Annotated in this window: 14 protein-coding genes; 6 read left to right on the forward strand and 8 right to left on the reverse strand. The window is 65.6% G+C overall.

From position 1 onward, the window contains the following. Positions 1-10: 10 nt before the first annotated feature. Together LWW89_RS14230 and LWW89_RS14235 are read left to right on the forward strand one after the other, a co-directional pair. The gene (locus LWW89_RS14230) at positions 11-793 is read left to right on the forward strand and encodes a slipin family protein (RefSeq protein ID WP_293265292.1); all 783 of its coding nucleotides are present in this window, start codon (positions 11-13) and stop codon (positions 791-793) included. A gap of 13 nt (positions 794-806) precedes the next feature. Continuing rightward, positions 807-1,079 (forward strand): type II toxin-antitoxin system HicA family toxin, encoded by a 273-nt coding sequence (locus tag LWW89_RS14235; protein ID WP_293265294.1) that lies wholly within the window; start codon positions 807-809, stop codon positions 1,077-1,079. 24 nt (positions 1,080-1,103) lie between these two features. Here the strand turns inward: LWW89_RS14235 and dinB are convergent, their stop codons facing one another. From dinB to LWW89_RS14275, 8 genes are all read right to left on the reverse strand, one after another. After that, a complete protein-coding gene (dinB, locus tag LWW89_RS14240) occupies positions 1,104-2,303 on the reverse strand; it encodes a DNA polymerase IV (protein ID WP_293265296.1) in 1,200 nt (399 codons plus the stop codon). Positions 2,304-2,373: 70 nt separating this feature from the next. Further along, positions 2,374-3,447, reverse strand: coding sequence for an exonuclease domain-containing protein (locus tag LWW89_RS14245; protein ID WP_293265298.1), 1,074 nt, complete (start codon positions 3,445-3,447; stop codon positions 2,374-2,376). Between the two features lie 235 nt (positions 3,448-3,682). Next, positions 3,683-4,948 carry a uracil-xanthine permease family protein gene (locus LWW89_RS14250; RefSeq protein ID WP_293265300.1) on the reverse strand — a complete coding sequence of 422 codons (1,266 nt, stop codon included), beginning with the start codon at positions 4,946-4,948 and terminating at the stop codon, positions 3,683-3,685. 510 nt (positions 4,949-5,458) lie between these two features. Then, entirely contained in the window at positions 5,459-6,769 is a 1,311-nt protein-coding gene (locus tag LWW89_RS14255) for a Dyp-type peroxidase (RefSeq protein ID WP_293265302.1), read from the reverse strand. After that, positions 6,766-7,944 carry a hypothetical protein gene (locus LWW89_RS14260; RefSeq protein WP_293265304.1) on the reverse strand — a complete coding sequence of 393 codons (1,179 nt, stop codon included), beginning with the start codon at positions 7,942-7,944 and terminating at the stop codon, positions 6,766-6,768. Before LWW89_RS14260 ends, LWW89_RS14255 begins: the two co-directional genes overlap by 4 nt. 11 nt (positions 7,945-7,955) lie before the next feature. Then, complete coding sequence (locus LWW89_RS14265; RefSeq protein WP_293265306.1) at positions 7,956-9,260, reverse strand: carbohydrate porin; 1,305 nt, start codon at positions 9,258-9,260, stop codon at positions 7,956-7,958. Positions 9,261-9,974: 714 nt separating this feature from the next. Next, positions 9,975-10,721, reverse strand: a complete 747-nt coding sequence (gene ypfH / locus LWW89_RS14270) for an esterase (protein ID WP_293265308.1) — start codon at positions 10,719-10,721, stop codon at positions 9,975-9,977. A gap of 197 nt (positions 10,722-10,918) precedes the next feature. Beyond that, the gene (locus LWW89_RS14275; RefSeq protein ID WP_293265310.1) at positions 10,919-11,734 is read right to left on the reverse strand and encodes a class III extradiol ring-cleavage dioxygenase; all 816 of its coding nucleotides are present in this window, start codon (positions 11,732-11,734) and stop codon (positions 10,919-10,921) included. Between the two features lie 158 nt (positions 11,735-11,892). Between LWW89_RS14275 and LWW89_RS14280 the strand changes: the two genes are divergently transcribed. The 4 genes from LWW89_RS14280 to LWW89_RS14295 all read left to right on the forward strand — a co-directional run bounded on the left by LWW89_RS14280 (position 11,893) and on the right by LWW89_RS14295 (position 16,405). Further along, positions 11,893-12,789 (forward strand): LysR family transcriptional regulator, encoded by an 897-nt coding sequence (locus tag LWW89_RS14280; RefSeq protein WP_293265312.1) that lies wholly within the window; start codon positions 11,893-11,895, stop codon positions 12,787-12,789. Positions 12,790-12,838: 49 nt separating this feature from the next. Further along, positions 12,839-14,302: a methyltransferase domain-containing protein gene (locus tag LWW89_RS14285; RefSeq protein WP_293265314.1), complete on the forward strand. Its 1,464-nt coding sequence runs from the start codon at positions 12,839-12,841 to the stop codon at positions 14,300-14,302. Between the two features lie 44 nt (positions 14,303-14,346). Beyond that, the gene (locus tag LWW89_RS14290) at positions 14,347-15,339 is read left to right on the forward strand and encodes a tRNA-dihydrouridine synthase (RefSeq protein WP_293265390.1); all 993 of its coding nucleotides are present in this window, start codon (positions 14,347-14,349) and stop codon (positions 15,337-15,339) included. 148 nt (positions 15,340-15,487) lie between these two features. Further along, entirely contained in the window at positions 15,488-16,405 is a 918-nt protein-coding gene (locus LWW89_RS14295) for a transporter (RefSeq protein WP_293265316.1), read from the forward strand. The last annotated feature ends 65 nt before the right edge of the window (positions 16,406-16,470 follow it).

Below are 16,470 nucleotides of genomic sequence, written 5' to 3' on the forward strand. Positions count from 1 at the left end.
GGAGAGTCTCATGCCCTGGGAATCTGGAATATCCGGCGGTGTCTTTGGCGGCTACGGCATCGTCGTGGTGCTGCTCGTGCTGTTGGCGTTTGCGTCGATCCGCATCTTCCGCGAGTACGAGCGGGGCGTGGTGTTCACCCTGGGCCGTTTCTGGAAGGTGAAGGGGCCGGGGCTGGTGATCATCGTCCCGGCCATCCAGCAGGTGGTGCGGGTCGATCTGCGCACTATCGTGCTGGAGGTACCGACCCAGGACGTGATCTCCCGGGACAACGTGTCGGTCAAGGTCAGCGCCGTGGTCTATCTACGCGTGGTCGACTCGGCCAAGGCCATCATCCAGGTGGAGGATTACCTCAACGCCACCAGCCAGCTGGCCCAGACCATGCTGCGCTCGGTGCTCGGCAAGCACCAACTGGACGACATGCTGGCGGAGCGGGAGCGGCTCAACCTGGACATCCAGCAGGCCCTGGACGCCCAAACCGATACCTGGGGCATCAAGGTGTCCAACGTGGAGATCAAACAGGTGGACCTGACCGAATCCATGATCCGGGCCATCGCCCGCCAGGCCGAGGCGGAGCGGGAGCGGCGCGCCAAGGTGATCCACGCCGAGGGCGAGTTGCAGGCCGCCGAAAAGCTCTTCCAGGCCGCCCAGATCCTGTCCCAGCAGCCCCAGGCGATCCAGCTGCGTTACCTGGAAACCCTCACCGTGATCGGCGCCGACAAGAACACCACGGTGATCTTTCCCCTGCCGATGGACCTGGTGAGCGCCTTTCTCGACCGGGTACGCCAGCCCTGAACCGGAGCGAGCCATGAGCCACAAGCACCTGACCCTGCTGCGCGCCGTATTCAAGGACCCGCCCAGCGCCAACATCCATTGGCGCGAGGTGGAATCCCTGCTGCACAACCTGGGCGCCACCATCGAACCCAGCCACGGCGCCCGCTTCAAGGTGGTCCTCAACCACCAGGAAGGCTTCATCCACCACCCCCACAACAGCTCCACCTGCACCCGGCAGGACATCAAGCAGCTGCGCGAACTGCTCACCCAGGCGGGGGTGAGCCTGGCGGCCTACGAAGAAGGTTGAGGCTGGCCCTGCACCGAGCGCCAGTCAGCGTCCATCGGGGGCGAACAGCTCGCCCTGGCGCTGCGGACGGGTGAGGGTTGCCTTGGCGTCGTCCAGCTCGGCCAGAGGCGTCAGGGTGCCAACCCGCACGCCCAGCAGGCGCAGGCGCTGGTCCAGGGGTACCCGTTTCAGGCATTCCCCCGCCGCTCGGCGGATGGTGGCGGCGTCGGCCACCGGCAGGGGCAGGGTCGCGTCCCGGGTGACGGTGTGGAAGTCGGCGTAGCGCAGCTTGATGCCGATGGTGCGTCCGGCGTAGCCCTTGCGCTTGAGGTCGGCGGCCACCTTCTCGCACAGGTCGGTGAAGATTTCGCTCAAGGCGGCCCGGTCCTGGCGCGGGTGCAAATCCCGGGCGAAGGTGGTTTCGCGGCTGATGGAACGGGGTTCCGGGTTGAGGGACAGTTCCCGGTCGTCGATGCCGTGGGCGGCTGCGTGGAGCCAGGCCCCGTAGCTGCGGCCGAACTGGGCGACGAGAAAGTCTTCCGCCGTGGCCGCCAGTTCGCCGATGGTGTGGATGCCCAGGCCGGCGAGCTTTTCCGTGGCCTTGGGGCCGATGCCGTTCACCTTCTTCACCGGCAGGGGCCAGATGCGGGTGGGGATATCCTCCGGGCCGAGCAGGGTCAGGCCGTTCGGCTTGTCCAGGTCCGAGCAGATCTTGGCCAGCAGCTTGTTGGGGGTGACGCCGATGGAGCAGGTGAGGCCGGTGGCAGCGAACACGGCGTCCTTGATGCGCCGGGCCAGGGCCTCGGTCTCCCCCGGCACGTCGGTGAGGTCGATGTAAATCTCGTCCACGCCCCGGTCCTCGATGCAGGGGGCGATTTCGGCCACCGCCGCCTTGAAGCGCCGTGAGGCGTTGCGGTAGGCCTCGAAGTCCGCCGGCAGCAGGATGGCGTCCGGCGCCAGCTGGGCCGACTTCATCAGCCCCATGGCGGAAAACACCCCCAGGGCCCGGGCTTCGTAGGTGGAGGTGGTGACCACCCCACGGCCCACGTAGTCGCGCAGCCGGGCGTAGCGCCGGGTGCCGTCGGGCTGCGTCACCGGCGCGTCCACGCTGCGCCCACCCACCACCACCGGCTGGCCGCGCAGGTCCGGGTAGCGCAGCAATTCCACGGAGGCGAAGAACGCATCCATGTCCAGATGGGCAATGCGGCGGTGAGCGGAGAGGGAAGCGGGGTGGGGACTGCTCATGACGGCGTGGAGCGGTGCAGAACGGTGGCAAGGACGCCAGAAGGGACGGTGCCGGGGCGTTCCTTGAGGCTCAGTTCCGGGTCAGGCGCAGCACCCGGACCCGGGGCTTGGCCAAGTGTTTGACCAGCAGGGTGTAGGTGTGGCCGTCGAAGGGCGGCCGCTCGGCGGCCAGCAGGGGCGGCACTGCCGCCTCGCCGTCGGCGGTGCCCAGGTAGCGCCAGTCGTCCAGCAGGTGCAGGCCGGCGCCCTCGCGGACGGCGATCGGCCCGCCGTAGGGCCAGGGGGCCAGTTGCGCCCGGCTCAGGGCGACCTTTGGCTGGCGGTTGTGGCGGGGGCGGAGCCGCCGCACCAGATCGGCCTCGGCGAGCTGGGTGCCCAGTTCGCCGCCGGTTTCGATCCAGTCGATGCGCCGCACCTGTTCGGCCAGGGCCGCCTCCCGAGGGGAGGGCCGGGCCTTGCCGAAGTGGGCCAGCACCCGCCGGCGCAGGCCGCTGCTCTTACCCACGTAGAGGGCTTGATCGTCCTCGCCGTAGAAGAGATAGACCCCGGGGCCCTCGGGGATTTCTTCCGCCAGATTCGGGTCCAGTTGCGGTGGCAGTTTGGGTTGAGCGGTGAGGGCGGCCACCTCGGCGTCGATCCTCGCCTCGCTCAGTTCGGCCCTGGCCTTCTGCCAGAAGTGCCAGATCACCCGGGCATCGTCCAGGGCGCGGTGGCGGGCGGCCACCGTCAGGCCGTGGCGGGCGATCAGGGCGTCCAGTCCGTGGCGCGGCTCTTCCGGGTAGAGCCGGCGCGACAGGCGCACGGTGCATAGCACCGTCGCCTTGAGGTCGATGCCCAGGCGCTTGAATTCGCTCTTGAGAAAGCCGTGGTCGAAGCGGGCGTTGTGGGCGATGAACAGCCGGCCGGCGAGCCGTTCCTGCACCGCATCGGCCACTTCGGCGAAGACCGGGGCGCCGGCCACCATGGCGTCGTCGATGCCGGTGAGCTTCTGGATGAAGGGGGGAATGGGGGTCTGGGGATTGACCAGGGTGCTCCATTCGGCCACCCCGCCGGCGTCCACGGTGACGATGCCGATTTCGGTGATGCGATCCAGGGCGGCGGTGCCGCCGGTGGTTTCCAGGTCGATGAAGGCGAGGGGTTGCACGGTGTGTAGGTGAAAGGCGCCCGGCTGCGGCCGGGGCGTAATCAAGATTGACTGTATATAAAAACAGTATGTGGCGTATTGCCTAGTTCGGCAAGGGGGAGGGGCTGTTCTCCGGCCGGGGAGCCGGAGCGGAGTCTCCTGTAAACGGACGCGGCGCCGGGGAGTCCGGCGCCGCGTTGCGAGCAGAGCGAATGGGTCGAATGGGGCGGGTGGGTCGATTGTCGCGGCAGACGGGTCAGACCAGGTTGTCCACCGCCGCCGTGTCCGGTTCCCCGGCCGTGCGGGGTGCGGCGGGCAGGATCAGGTTGAGCAGCACCGCCAGCACGCCGCACAGGCTGATGCCCTGGAGGCTGAAATTGCCGATCGAAACGCCCAGGCCGCCGATGCCGGTGACCAGGGTGACCGAGATGATGCACAGGTTGCGCGGGTTCATCAGATCCACCTTGGCGTCCATCAGGGTCTTGAGGCCGATGCCGGCGATGGAGCCGAACAGCAGCACCATGATGCCGCCCATCACCGGCATGGGGATGGTCTGGAGCAGGGCGCCGAACTTGCCGACGAAGGCCATGACGATGGCGAAGCCGGCGGCCCAGGTCATCACCACCGGGTTGAAGTTGCGGGTCAGCATCACCGCCCCGGTCACCTCGCCGTAGGTGGTCACCGGCGGGCCGCCGAACAGGCCCACCACGTTCACCGCCAGGCCGTCGCCGAGCAGGGTGCGGTGCAGGCCGGGTTCCGCGGTGAAGTCCTTGCCCACCACCGAGCCGATGGCCAGCACGCCGCCGACGTGCTCGACGATGGGGGCGATGGCCACCGGGATCATGAACAGGATTGCCGCCAGATTGAATTCCGGCGTGCCGAACTGGGGTACCGCCAGCCAGGCGGCGTCGCTCACCTTGGCAAAATCGACGATGCCCGCCGCCAGGGAGGCCCCGTAGCCCACGGCCACGCCGACCAGGATCGGCACCAGCTTGAGCAGCCCCTTGGCGCGGATGGCGGTGAGCATGGTGGCCGCCAGGGAAATGGCGGCAATGGCGATGGCCGTGCCGTAGGGCACCACCTGCTGGTCGCCGGCCTTGCCGCTGGCCATGTTCACCGCCACCTGGGCCAGGCCCAGGCCGATCACCATCACCACCGGGCCGATCACCACCGGCGGCAGCAGGCGGTGGATGAGGCCCACGCCGCGCCACTTCACCAGGGCGGCGGCCACGTAGTAGAAGAACGAAGCGCAGGCCAGGGCGCCCAGGGTGGCGGGCATGCCCCAGGTTTGCACCGAATAGATCACCGGGGCGATGAAGGCGAAGGACGAGCCCAGGTAGATGGGCACCCGGCGCTTGGTGCACACCTGAAAAATCAGGGTACCGACCCCGGCGCCGAGCAGCGCCAGGCTGGGGTTGAGGCCGGTGAGCAGGGGCACCAGCACGGTGGCGCCGAAGGCGACAAAGAGAATCTGGGCGCCGGACAGGGCGATGCGCCAGGTGGGGTCCCGATGGGTGGTCATGGGCGAGGGTGTCCGTCGGAGCGGTTGGAACGGGTGGGGCCGGCGCGGCGTGGGCCCGGCGTGGGTTCGGCATGAGCCGATGCAACGGGGGCCATGCCGCGCGGGAGGATACGGCCTTGCGCGGGCCGCGTCCATGGCGCCGGGCAAGGCCGGGCGCCCTGCGCCCGTCACCGGGGGGAGGTGTTTGCGGCGTCAGCGGTTTTCCACGGTTTTTGTGGACGTCCCTGTGGATAAATCCAAAAAACCTTTCCGCATCAGGAGGATGACGCGCTGCCGCAAAAATGGGCATGGCCGAAGGTCCGCGCCAGTATTGGCTTTCCGAGGTGTGCCCGTGGAGACCCGCGCCAGTATTGACGCTACAGGCAGCCCATCTGGAGATCGGCCAGGGGCGCGGGGTTTGGGGCAGCCCCGACGGAACAGCCTCTTCCCATGGATGGTGCCGGGGTCATGGGAATGAGCCCCGGCCCGTGGTTGGTCCCGGCCGGGAGCCAACCACGGGGAGGGGACGGATCAGGCCTCGAACAAGCTTTGCCCGATGAACTCGCCGGGACCGGCGCCCGGCGGGCAGGCGAACAGGCCGCTGCCCGTATGGGTGGTGAACTGGTTGAGCATGTCGATCTGGGCCATCTTGGTGTACAGCTTGATGAAGCCGGTGCGCGGGTCCTTCTGGTAGCACTGGAACAGCAGGCCGGCGTCGAAGGTCACCAGCTGGCGCCAGGGCGGCCAGCGCTCGGCGATCTTGGCGATCCCGTTGTCGTAGTTGAACGCCCGGCGCAGGATCTGGGCGCCGTCGTTGTTTTCGGGCGCCGCCATGGCGGCGTGGGAGTTTTCGGCCACCACCGGATTGCCGTCCTTGTCGGTGCGCTCCAGGTCCAGCGGGTCGAATTCGCCGCGCTTGCCGATGGGGGCGCCGGAGGCCTTGTGCCGGCCCACCGATTCCTCCTGGAAGGCGACCTTCATTTCGTCCCAGTGCTCCAGGGAAATGCGGATCGGGCGGATCACCATGTAGCTGCCGTTGCGCAGCCAGGCGGGCCCTTCTTCCCGAACCCAGACGAATTGGTCCATGGCCTTGGCCTGGTGGGTGGGCACGTTCATGGTGCCGTCCAGGAAACCCATCTGGTTGCGGCCGGTTTCCCCGGGCTTGAAGCCGCCGGTGAAGCCCATCTGGGCCCAGCGCATCACCGCCGTGCCGCGGGCCAGCATGGCCAGGCGGCGCACCGCGTATTCGACCACCTGGGGATCGTCGGCGCAGGCCTGGACCGACAGGTCGCCCCCGGTGCGGTCCGGTGCCAGCTGGTCCCCGACGAAGCGGGGCAGGTCCACCAGGGCCTCGGGGCGGTGCTTGGCCAGGCCGAAGGGGTTCTGGCCGTCTTTTTCGAACAGGGTGGCGCCGAAGCCGAAGGTTACGGTCAGGCGCGACACCGGCAGGCCGACGGCGGCACCGGATTCCTCGCTGGGCTGGCCGGGGTCGGCCTTGGGGTCGAAGCGGGCCGGGCCCGCCGTCATCTGGGCGGCGGCCTTGGTCCAGTCCTGCAACAGCTTGACCAGCGCATCGCGGCTGTCCGTCACCAGGTCGAAGGCGATGAAGTAGGTGTGCCGCTGGATGGGCGTGGCGATGCCGGCCTGGTGCGTGCCCCGGAAAGGCTCCACCAGGGGGGCGGCCGGGGGCGCCGTCGTGGCCTTGGCGGTGCCGGCCAGCACCTGGGGGGCGAAAGGCGCCGCCGCCGCGGCCGCCGCCGCGCCGGCCAGGAAGTGGCGCCGGCGGGGATCGGGCTGGCGGTCGATTTGCTGGGCGGATTGTTGGGCGGGTGTGGAAGTCATTGCGTGGCCAGCCTCAGGGAATTGATGTCGTCCTCGACGTAGTAGAAGCCCTTGCCGTCCGGGGTGAGGGCAATGCCGAACAGGTTGCCGTTGCCCGGGGGCGACTGGGCCTGGTTGGTGTTGAGCCAGTGGGCGTAGATTTGCTTGCCGGCGACGGGGTCGATTTCCACCGCCTGGCCGTTCTTGCCGTTGCACACGATCAGGTGGCCCTGGGGCGTCATGACCATGGCCAGGGGCCAGGCGAGCAGGCCTTCCCTGGTGATCACCCGCCCCTTGCCGGCGCTGCCGGTGCGGGTGCTGGCCTCGGGAATGGCGGTGATTTCGTTGTCCAGGCCGTCGGTCACGTAGAGGGTATCGTCCGGACCCAGGGCCAGGCCGGTGGGACCGAACAGGAAGTTGTCCCGGTCGGCGCGCTGGGCGAAGCCGTCGCCGATTACCGTCTGGCTGTCCAGCACGGGGGGCTTGCCCTCCGGAATGGTCAGTTCCAGGCGCAGGACGGTGGCCTTGTGGATGATCACCGGGTACTTGGTGTCCGGATCGATCACGTCGGGGCCCTGGAGGCCGAAGCCGGCCATGCTGATGAACAGGGTGGCCTTGTCGCCCCGGTCCACCGTCACCATGTTGCCCCAGGGGCCGTTGATGGTGGGGCCCGCCCAGGTGGCGACGTGTTTGCCGTTGGGGTCGAAGACCAGCAGGCAGCCGTCGCCCTTGGTCTTGGTGGTGCCGTCGGTGCTCGGGGTGCTGCCGACGATGACCCAGCCGCTCTTGAGCATGGTCATGGCCGTGGTGAGGCCGACGCCCCCCGGACAATCCTTGAGCTTTTGCGGCACCTGGGCGAACTGTTTGGTTTCCTTGGTGCCGGGACGGTAGCGGACGATGGTGGTGCCGGTGCCCTGAAGGTTGGAGATGTTGTTGAAGTTGTCGATCAGCACATCATCCTTCTCGATGACGCCGGCCGAGACGGGGGCGACCACTACCGCGTAGGGGTTGAGATCCCCGTTTTCGGCGGCCGTGGAGGTGAGGAACTTGTGCTTGTGGATGGTTTCGAGCAACCCCTTGGGCTCGGCCAGGGCGGGGGCGGCCAGACAGGCGCTAAGGCCGAGGAAGAGGGCGGCCCGGGCCAGGGCGGCGCCCAGGCGTCCCAACGGTGCCGGATGGTTGGAGGTGGTTTTCATGGCGGTGGCTGTCAGAAGGAAATATTGGTGCGCATGCCCAGGACGAGCTCGTTCTTGATCCGCTTGCTCGGATCGTCGGGGTTGGGCACCCCGGCCCCCGGGTTGAACACGTACTGGATATCCGGCTGCAACTGGATCCAGGGCTTCAGCTGGTACTGGTAGGTGAGTTCGACGAAGGTCTCGCTGCTGCGCGTCGGCCCGGCCGGGGCGTTGCCGAAGGCGATGTTGTCCCGGTCGAGCTGGGCGGCGGCCTTGCTGACGTGGGCATAACCCACCCCGACGCCGAAGGTGTCGGCGGTCCGGTAGCGGAAGGGGCTATGGAACACCAGGCCGGCGTTCAGGCTGAAATCAATGAGGTTGCGGTCTTTGAGCGGCGTGCCCATGACGCGCCCGAACAGGGCCATCGTCCGGTTGGGGTCGGTGCCGTCGCGCCAGATCAGCTGGTCGGCCACCGCATAGACGGCATAGTTGCCCCGGTGCTCCCGGGCGTTGCCGTCGCTGTTGGGATCGGCCAGGGACAATCCGCTCTGGTCGATCCGCTGGTCGGTAAAGGTCTTGGTGTTGTACCAGGCGCCGATCCGGTAGGTCCAACCCAGGGGCTGGGCGTTGCCGGGTTCGACCATGGAGCCGAGGGACGGGTACGAAAACTGGAATTCGGCGATCGCCAGCCGCCCGTCGCCCCAAGGGAAACCCAGGCCGTGGCGGTTTTGCACTTGCGGATCGGTGCCGTTGTCGCGCTTCACCGGATTGCCGTTGAAGTAGCCGGCGAGAAACGTGACCCCATTGACGGGGCGGGCGCTGATGCGGGCCCCCAGGGCGGAAAGAGGATAGGCCGGGCCGCCGCTCGGCATGTTGGCCGAAGGCAGCATGGGCCAGCCGAACATGGTGTTTACGAAGTACAGGGCGTTGGTGCTGACCATGAATTCCTGGTCCAGGCTCTGCTGGCCGATCTTCACGTCCAGCCGGTCCTCTTCGAGGAATTTCTGGTCGTACCACAGTTCCCACAGCCGGGTCGCCCGGTTCGCCTCGATGCCGCTGGCGGTCTGCAAGGTCTGCAGGTTATCGGCGCTGAGGTTGCGGCCATGGATGTTGAGCAGGCTCATGTTGACCAGGCCGCCGTAATGGCCGAAGGCCCGCTGGGTATCCATCTGCAGCAGGACCTGGGTGAGGCCGTCGTACTCGAAGCCTTTCTTCGTCCCGCCCGAGACGTTGCCCAGATATTCGCTCGTCTCCTGAATGGCCAGGGAAATACCGCGGCGGCTCAGTTCGGTGCGCAGCCCCCACAGGTCGCCGAGGAGGGCGCTGCTGCGATTCACCCCGCTCAAAAAACCGAATAGGCCGCCGCTCGATGCCTGGTTTTCCTCACTGCTGGCGGGGATCGAGATGGGCGGCGGAGCCGCCTGGGCGGATTGCCCCCCGGTCAGCAACGCACCGCCCAGCAGGGCGAGAGCGGCGCCGCGTCGATAGCGTTGGGAATCGGCTCTTTTCTTCTTCAGGGAAGAGCGAGCGGCTGCGCTTCCCCCGTGACAATTTTCTAGGTTCATGGATTATTGATTGATGCCTGCTTACAAAGCCAACCACAGTTCTGCCTGTGGTTTCCCGTTGCCAGCGCGGAGCACTAGCAACGAGAATTGCTAATAGAAATAATTTGCATTAACTAAATGCTACGCCTACCTGCCTGACCGCATCCTGAGGGGGATGCCCCTTTTCACGAAGGTGCCAGGATGATCTTGGTGAGACTGGTGTGAACGGGCTGCCGGGATCGGTTGGCAAGCCGGGGGGGCGTGATCCGATTGAGGATCGCGTATAGCCGCCGGAACCGGGGGATGATTCCGAAAAGAACTGGCGTGAACGGGCTTTGATTGGGAAAACGCCCATTCGCCGTGACAGTCGGTGCCGTCATGGCGAATGGGCGTTGTGTGGCTTCCCCGTGTAGCCGTTTCAGGTGCGAATTTCACCTGCCACGGGAGTTGCAAGGGGCCGGCCCTGTCGCGGTAGTGCGGTGGTGGCCCCGAGGGGATTGAACTGCGTCAGTGCGTGCGGCTCTCGGCGGCCTCGGCTTCGCGGACGGCCTGCTCCCAGACCTTACGCGGGATGAAGGTTTGCAACCGCTCCAGGGCCTTGCGCATCAGGGCTTCGGGAATCTCGTGGCCGATCTTGGGCAGCACGTCGGCGGTCACGTCGCCACCCAGGGCCACCAGGTGCTCGCCGGCGTCCACGCTGTGGCGGGCCGGCACCACTGGGTCGGCCATGCCGTGGAAGAGGTGAATCACCGTGTCGGTGGGCGGCTCCTCGGGCAGGGTGGCGTAGCGGCCGGAGAAGGCCAGCACCCGGCCGGCCAGCTCGTGGCCGAGCAGGCCGTGGGCGGCCTGGGCCGCCTCCAGGGCCAGGATGGCACCTTGGGAGAAGCCCACCAGGCAGACCCGCTGGGGCGCCAGGTTGAAGGTAGCCCGGGTGGCCTCGATCTCGGCGATCAGGCGCGGCACCACGGCGGCGATGCGCTCGGGCCGATTGGTCTCGGTGATGTCCTGGAGCGAGAACCACTGGCGGCCGAAAGGCGCCTGGTCGAAGGGCTCGAAGCCCTCGGCGAGCAGGTGGGCGGCCTGGGGGTAGTAGTGGCCGATGGCCTGAGCCAGGGGCTCCAGGTCGTCGCCCCGGGCACCCACGCCGTGCAGATAGATGAACAGCAGCTCCGGCGTGCCGCTTTCCGGCAGCAGGAGGGTGCCGGTGAGCTGGGGAGCGCCGCCGGCGTTGGGAGTGGTCGGGGTGGTCATCATGTTCCTTTCGGCCGCAGCGCTCGGCGCTGCGGGGGTAATCATCGTTTCCGTTGCTTGCCGCGCGGGAGAAGGGGCGACCTGTGCCGCCAGGGTGTCGACTGTTGGAGCACCGGCAGCGGCAATAAATCCGCCGCCGGCGTTCATGGGCAACGCGGCCCTTGCAACGCCCTGGGCCATTTCGGGCCTGGCGGCCGGCCTCAGTGGAAGGCGTAGGCGTCCATGGCCAGGATGCCGTGGGTCACGCTGCGGTGCAGCCGCTCGGCCCGGGGGGCGCCATTATCGCCGCTGGCAGGGCCAAGTGCAGCGCCATAGGCGGCAAACAGCGGGATGAAGTGCTCCGGCGTCGGATGGGCGCGGCGGGCGTAGGGTGTGGCGTTGCGCCAGTCGAGCAGGGCCGCCGTATCGCCGGCGGCCAGGGTGGCGGCCAGCCATTCGGCAAAGCCGTCCACGTAGGCGCCTTCCGGAGTGCCCGCCAGAGGGCGGCCCAGGTCGCGCAGGTTGTGGGTGACGCTGCCGGACGCCAGCACCAGCACCCCTTCGTCGCGCAGCGGGGCCAGGGCTCGGCCCAACTCCAGGTGAGCGGCCTCGTCCAGGTGGGCCGATAGGGAAACGGGCACCACCGGGATGTCGGCCTCCGGGTACATCAGGGCCAGGGGCACCCAGGCGCCGTGGTCCAGGCCCGGGGCGTCGGCCAGGGCGTGGGGGATGCCGGCCGCTTCCAGCCGACCGGCCACGTCCCGGGCCAGGGCCGGGGAGCCGGCCGCGTCGTAGCGGCGCCGGTACAGCTCGTCGGGAAAGCCCCAGAAGTCGTGGATGGTCTCCAGCCGTTCGGCGCTGCCGACCACCGTCAGCCGGGCCATGTCGTGGGCCGACACGGCGACCACGGCGCGGGGACGGCCGTAGGTGCGGTCGATGTGCTGGCCCAGGCCGGCGAGGAAATCCCGGGCCGGCACATCTTCGATGAGCAGGCTGGGGGCGCCGTGGGAGACGAACAGGGAGGGCAGGGCGGTCATGGCAAAACTCCGGTAGTACGCGGCATGGACATCGCCCGGACAGGGCGATGATGGTCCATCGCAGGCCCTTATTGTTCCAGTTGCCAATCGGCGGATAAAGATGGCTTTTTTGGATTTTTCGTTTCTAAAATAGAAACAATTGAACGCCAGGAACCCCCATGGATACCTTGCAGTGCATGAGCGTCTTCGCCAAGGTGGCGGAGCTGGGCAGCTTCGCCGCCGCCGCCGAGCGCCTCGGCGTGGCCCGCTCGGTGGTGTCGAAACAGGTGGTGGCCCTGGAAGAGCGTCTCGGCGTGCGCCTGATCAACCGCACCACCCGCACCCTGCACCTAACCGAGGCCGGCACCGCCTACCTGGAGCGCTGCAACGGCATCCTGGCGGAAGTGGACAGCTTGGAAGCCTCCCTGGGCGCCCTTGCCGAATCGCCCCGGGGGCTGTTGCGGGTGAACGCGCCGGTGTCCTTCGCCATTTCGCACCTGGGCGGCGTGCTGGCCGGCTACCGGCGTCTCTACCCGGAGGTAGGGGTGGAACTGGCGGTGAACGATCGGCAGGTGGACATTGTGGAAGAGGGTTACGACCTGGCCCTGCGCATCGCCCGCAAGCTCGAATCGTCCCTGGTGGGCCGGCGTCTGGCCACGGCCCGCATGGTGCTGTGCGCAGCACCCGGCTACCTGGCCCGGCGCGGCACTCCGGCCCGCCTGGAGGAGCTGGCCGGCCACGACTGCATCGGCTACACCTACTGGGGTAGCGGCGACGACTGGCAACTGGACGGCCCGGACGGCCGGCCCGCCACAGTGCGGGTCAAGCCCATGCTGCGGGTGAACAACGGCGACGTGATCCGGGCCGCCGCCCTGGAAGGGGAAGGCGTGATCTTCCAGCCCTCGTTCCTGGTGGGGGACGACCTGCGCACCGGCCGGCTCGTCGAGCTGTTGCCGGACCACCGGCCCATGGAAATCGGCATCTACGCGGTGTATCCCCATCGCAAGTACCTTTCGGCCAAGGTGCGGACTTTTGTGGATTTTTTGGCTGCTAGATTTTCAACATGCAAAATTTAAATGATAGAGTGCCAGGTTGTTGGCTTTGTGATTTTATCGACAATTGGGGGTGGTTGTGAAAATTCGAAAGATTCACCTTGTAATAATTCAACCCCTTGGTTATGCACACTCACTTGGTTTTATTGATCAGGCACGTTTTTTCCGCTATCAATTTCGCCGCCTTGGTTATGAAGTAACCATAGGGAAAAATCGCCCTCGGTTTGATGCTGTGAATTTCATATTTGGGGCGCATCTTCTTTTTGATTCTGGCTTGCTTGACCGCTACAAGTGTGTAATTGTCAATCTTGAACAGCTTGGATTAGGTGGTGCCCAAGTTTCCGAGTCATATCTTAATATGCTGAAGAGTTTTTCAGTTGTTGATTATGACTATGAAAACACTGTGGTGTATTCTGACGAGGGGCGGGGTGGTGTTCCAATTATTTCATTTGCTCACGCTCCTTATCTAGATAGAGGGGAAAGCGCTTTGGCTAGCCGCCCTGTCGACATTCTTTTCTTTGGTAGCATGAATGATCGAAGAAAGGAAATGATTGAGAAGGTTGAGAGTTCTGGCTTCAAGGTTAGCTTTCTCGATTTTGGTGTTTATGGCCCGGAACGGGATATTCATATTGGTAGTGCAAAAGCCGTTTTTAATTGCCATTTTTACGATTTGGCACGATTTGAACAGGCGCGAGTTTTTCAATGCTTATCTCTTGGAACCCCGGTGATTAGTGAGTGTTCCGGGCTTTCAAAGCCGCCAGCTCAGTTCAAGGAAAGCGTTTTTTGGGTTTCTTCAGAAGATATTACAAGATTTTTTCGAGAGTATTTTAATACGCCGGAATTTTTTTCGTCGGCGGAAGAGAAGTTAGAAGGTTTCAAGAAGGTTGATGTATTGGATGAGTTTTCAAATGCATTGACTTGCCTGGAGGGCGTGTTTTCGCAAAAAAATGGTGAAGGGTTTTGGATGCCTACGGAATTGCATATAGGATCCGGTAAGGATTATATGCTGGGGTGGCTTAATGTTGATATTTTGGAAACGGCGCAACCCGATTTGCTTTTGGATCTTTCCAAAAATGTTGATTTTCCAGTTCGAGCAGTGAGCCCAATAGTTGGATCTGTTGAGTTAGGAGGAGGGCAGCTTGATGTAATTTATGCCAACAATGTTTTGGAGCATGTCCCCGACCTTTCTCGGCTAATGGAAAATTGTTTATTTTTGCTGAAGGATGGCGGCAAGATGGTCATTGAGGTTCCCTATGAACATGCCCCGACAGCTTGGCAAGACCCCACCCACGTGAGAGCCTTGAACGAAAACTCGTGGATTTATTACACTGATTGGTTTTGGTACCTTGGTTGGTTTGAGAACCGGTTTTTGCTCGAGCATTTTGCATTTCTTGATGCGCAGCTTAAAGAGTGTTCCCACGATTTGGCGCATTTTATGCAAGTTAGGTTTGTTAAAATCAAAACAAGTGTTGCAGAGAAAATGGTGGCGCGTTCGATGAGGCCGGATTTTGGAGGCATTCCAAATGATCTGGTTTAAGCAATAAGGCATAAGCGATTTTGTATGGCTTTTCTAAAGTGAATATGTGTGCCCTGGAGGCAGGCCAGCTCCTGCTGGCTCCCATGGAGGGGCTGGCCGATTACGTGCTGCGCGACGTGCTGACCCGCATCGGCGGCTACGACGCCTCGGTGTCCGAGTTCGTCCGGGTCTCGGGCTCCCTATTGCCCACCCGCACCTATATGCGCCTGTGCCCGGAGGTCGCCAACGGCGCCCACACTCCGGCCGGCACCCCGGTGGTGGTGCAGTTGCTCGGCAGCGACCCGGAATGGCTGGGGCGCAACGCCGCCAAACTGAGTGCCATGGCGCCCCACGGCATCGACCTCAACTTCGGCTGCCCGGCCAAGACGGTGAACCGCCACGGCGGCGGCGCCATGCTGCTGGCCGATCCGGAACTGCTCAACCGCATCCTGCGCACGGTACGTGCCGCCGTACCGGCGCACATTCCGGTCACCGCCAAGATGCGCCTGGGCATCAGCGACACCTCCCGGGCCCTCGATTGCGCCCAGTCCCTGGCCGAGGGCGGTGCCGGCCGGCTGGTGGTCCATGCCCGCACCAAGGACGAGGGCTACCGCCCGCCGGCCCATTGGGAATGGATCGCCCGTATCCGCGAGGCGGTGCCGGTGCCGGTGGTGGCCAACGGCGAGGTGTGGAGCGTGGCCGATTGGGCCCGCTGCCGCGATGCGAGCGGCTGCCCCGACGTGATGATCGGCCGGGGCGCCGTGGCCGACCCCTTCCTCGTCCGGCGCATCCGCGGCGAGCACGACCCGGTGCCGGGACCTGCCGACTGGCAGGCCGTGCTGCCGATGCTGCTGGCCTACTGGGAGGCCGTGCACCACCGGGTGCTGCCGATCCACGCTCCGGGCCGGCTCAAGGTCTGGCTCAACCTGCTGCGCCGCACCTGGCCCGAGGCCGCCGAGTTGTACGCCCGCATCCGGCCGATCAACGACCCGGCGCGGATCGCCCAACTACTTCACGAACTGGTCGCCGAAGCCGCCCGCCGCGGACGGGAGTCGTGACACAATCCCGCCTCGCCGGATGTGCGGAGACATGCACGGCGGCATAGAGCGGTATAGACACACCACAACAACAAGGGGGGAGGCGTCCGGCACGGCTGCCGGGCTGCCGCCACGGCCAAGCTCCCCCAGGTGAGAGGAGCAATAAACCATGATCTGGCGCGAACACCGTTCCCGACCAACCCACCCCGCAGTCCTGCACGGCATCGCCGCCCTGATCGCCCTGGGGGGCGCAGGCGGGGCTTCGGCGGCATTGAACGACGTCTTTCCCACCGACTACGTGCCCATGGCCCCTGGCACCACGGTACTGGTCAGCTACCTCTACGACCGGCAGGTGAAAGGCCCCTACGTAGGCGGGGAGAAGACCCAGAACTGGAAAGGGAACGCCACCATCGGCGCCCTGCGGGCCAGCTACTTCGGCGACGTGCTCGGGGTGCGCACCGCCGGCACCCTGACCATGACCTATGCCGATCAGCACCTGGACGGTACCGGCATCCCGAACAGCATCAACAAAGCCTCCAGCGGCTGGTACGACGCCCGCCTGGGGCTGACGGGCTGGGCGATCAACGATCCGGAGCGGCGCCACTACCTGGCGGTCAACCTGACGGCCATGGTGCCCACCGGAGAATACCAGCGCCAGAATCTGCAGAACGTCGGCGAGAACCGGCACCGGGAAGCCCTGTCCCTGGCCTGGATTCGCGGGCTGGGAACGAACTGGACCGCCGAGGCCATCGGCGAACTGACCTGGTACGGCGACAACAGCGCCTACTTCCCCGGCGCCCGCACCCGCCAGCAGGCCCGCAGCGAGGCACTCACCACCTACCTGCGCTACCGCTGGGACAACGGCTTCCAGGCCTTTGCCGGCTACCAGTGGAACACCGGGGGCGAATCCCGCATCAACAGGGTGGACCAGCACGATTCCCCGCGCAGCCAGCGGGCCTACCTGGGGCTCCTTTATCCGGTGGCCAAGAACCACGTGCTCAGCCTGCGGCTGGGCAAGGATGTGCAGGTGGAAAACGGCTTCGCCATCGACCGGGAAGCGACCCTGCGCTGGCTGGTCTATTTCTGATTTTCTGATCCGGAAACGGCCCGCCCGCCAGGGCGGATCGGCTATGCTTGGTGGGCGCGGCAGTA

The organism is Oryzomicrobium sp., from assembly GCF_021287045.1.
GTDB lineage: Bacteria > Pseudomonadota > Gammaproteobacteria > Burkholderiales > Rhodocyclaceae > Oryzomicrobium.

Coding starts and splice junctions, on each gene's coding strand:
- LWW89_RS14230 (WP_293265292.1), top strand. CDS start 11: ATGCCCTGGGAATCTGGAATATCCGGCGGTGTCTTTGGCGGCTACGGC.
- LWW89_RS14235 (WP_293265294.1), top strand. CDS start 807: ATGAGCCACAAGCACCTGACCCTGCTGCGCGCCGTATTCAAGGACCCG.
- dinB (WP_293265296.1), bottom strand. CDS start 2,303: ATGAGCAGTCCCCACCCCGCTTCCCTCTCCGCTCACCGCCGCATTGCC.
- LWW89_RS14250 (WP_293265300.1), bottom strand. CDS start 4,948: ATGACCACCCATCGGGACCCCACCTGGCGCATCGCCCTGTCCGGCGCC.
- LWW89_RS14255 (WP_293265302.1), bottom strand. CDS start 6,769: ATGACTTCCACACCCGCCCAACAATCCGCCCAGCAAATCGACCGCCAG.
- LWW89_RS14260 (WP_293265304.1), bottom strand. CDS start 7,944: ATGAAAACCACCTCCAACCATCCGGCACCGTTGGGACGCCTGGGCGCC.
- ypfH (WP_293265308.1), bottom strand. CDS start 10,721: ATGATGACCACCCCGACCACTCCCAACGCCGGCGGCGCTCCCCAGCTC.
- LWW89_RS14275 (WP_293265310.1), bottom strand. CDS start 11,734: ATGACCGCCCTGCCCTCCCTGTTCGTCTCCCACGGCGCCCCCAGCCTG.
- LWW89_RS14280 (WP_293265312.1), top strand. CDS start 11,893: ATGGATACCTTGCAGTGCATGAGCGTCTTCGCCAAGGTGGCGGAGCTG.
- LWW89_RS14290 (WP_293265390.1), top strand. CDS start 14,347: ATGTGTGCCCTGGAGGCAGGCCAGCTCCTGCTGGCTCCCATGGAGGGG.
- LWW89_RS14295 (WP_293265316.1), top strand. CDS start 15,488: ATGATCTGGCGCGAACACCGTTCCCGACCAACCCACCCCGCAGTCCTG.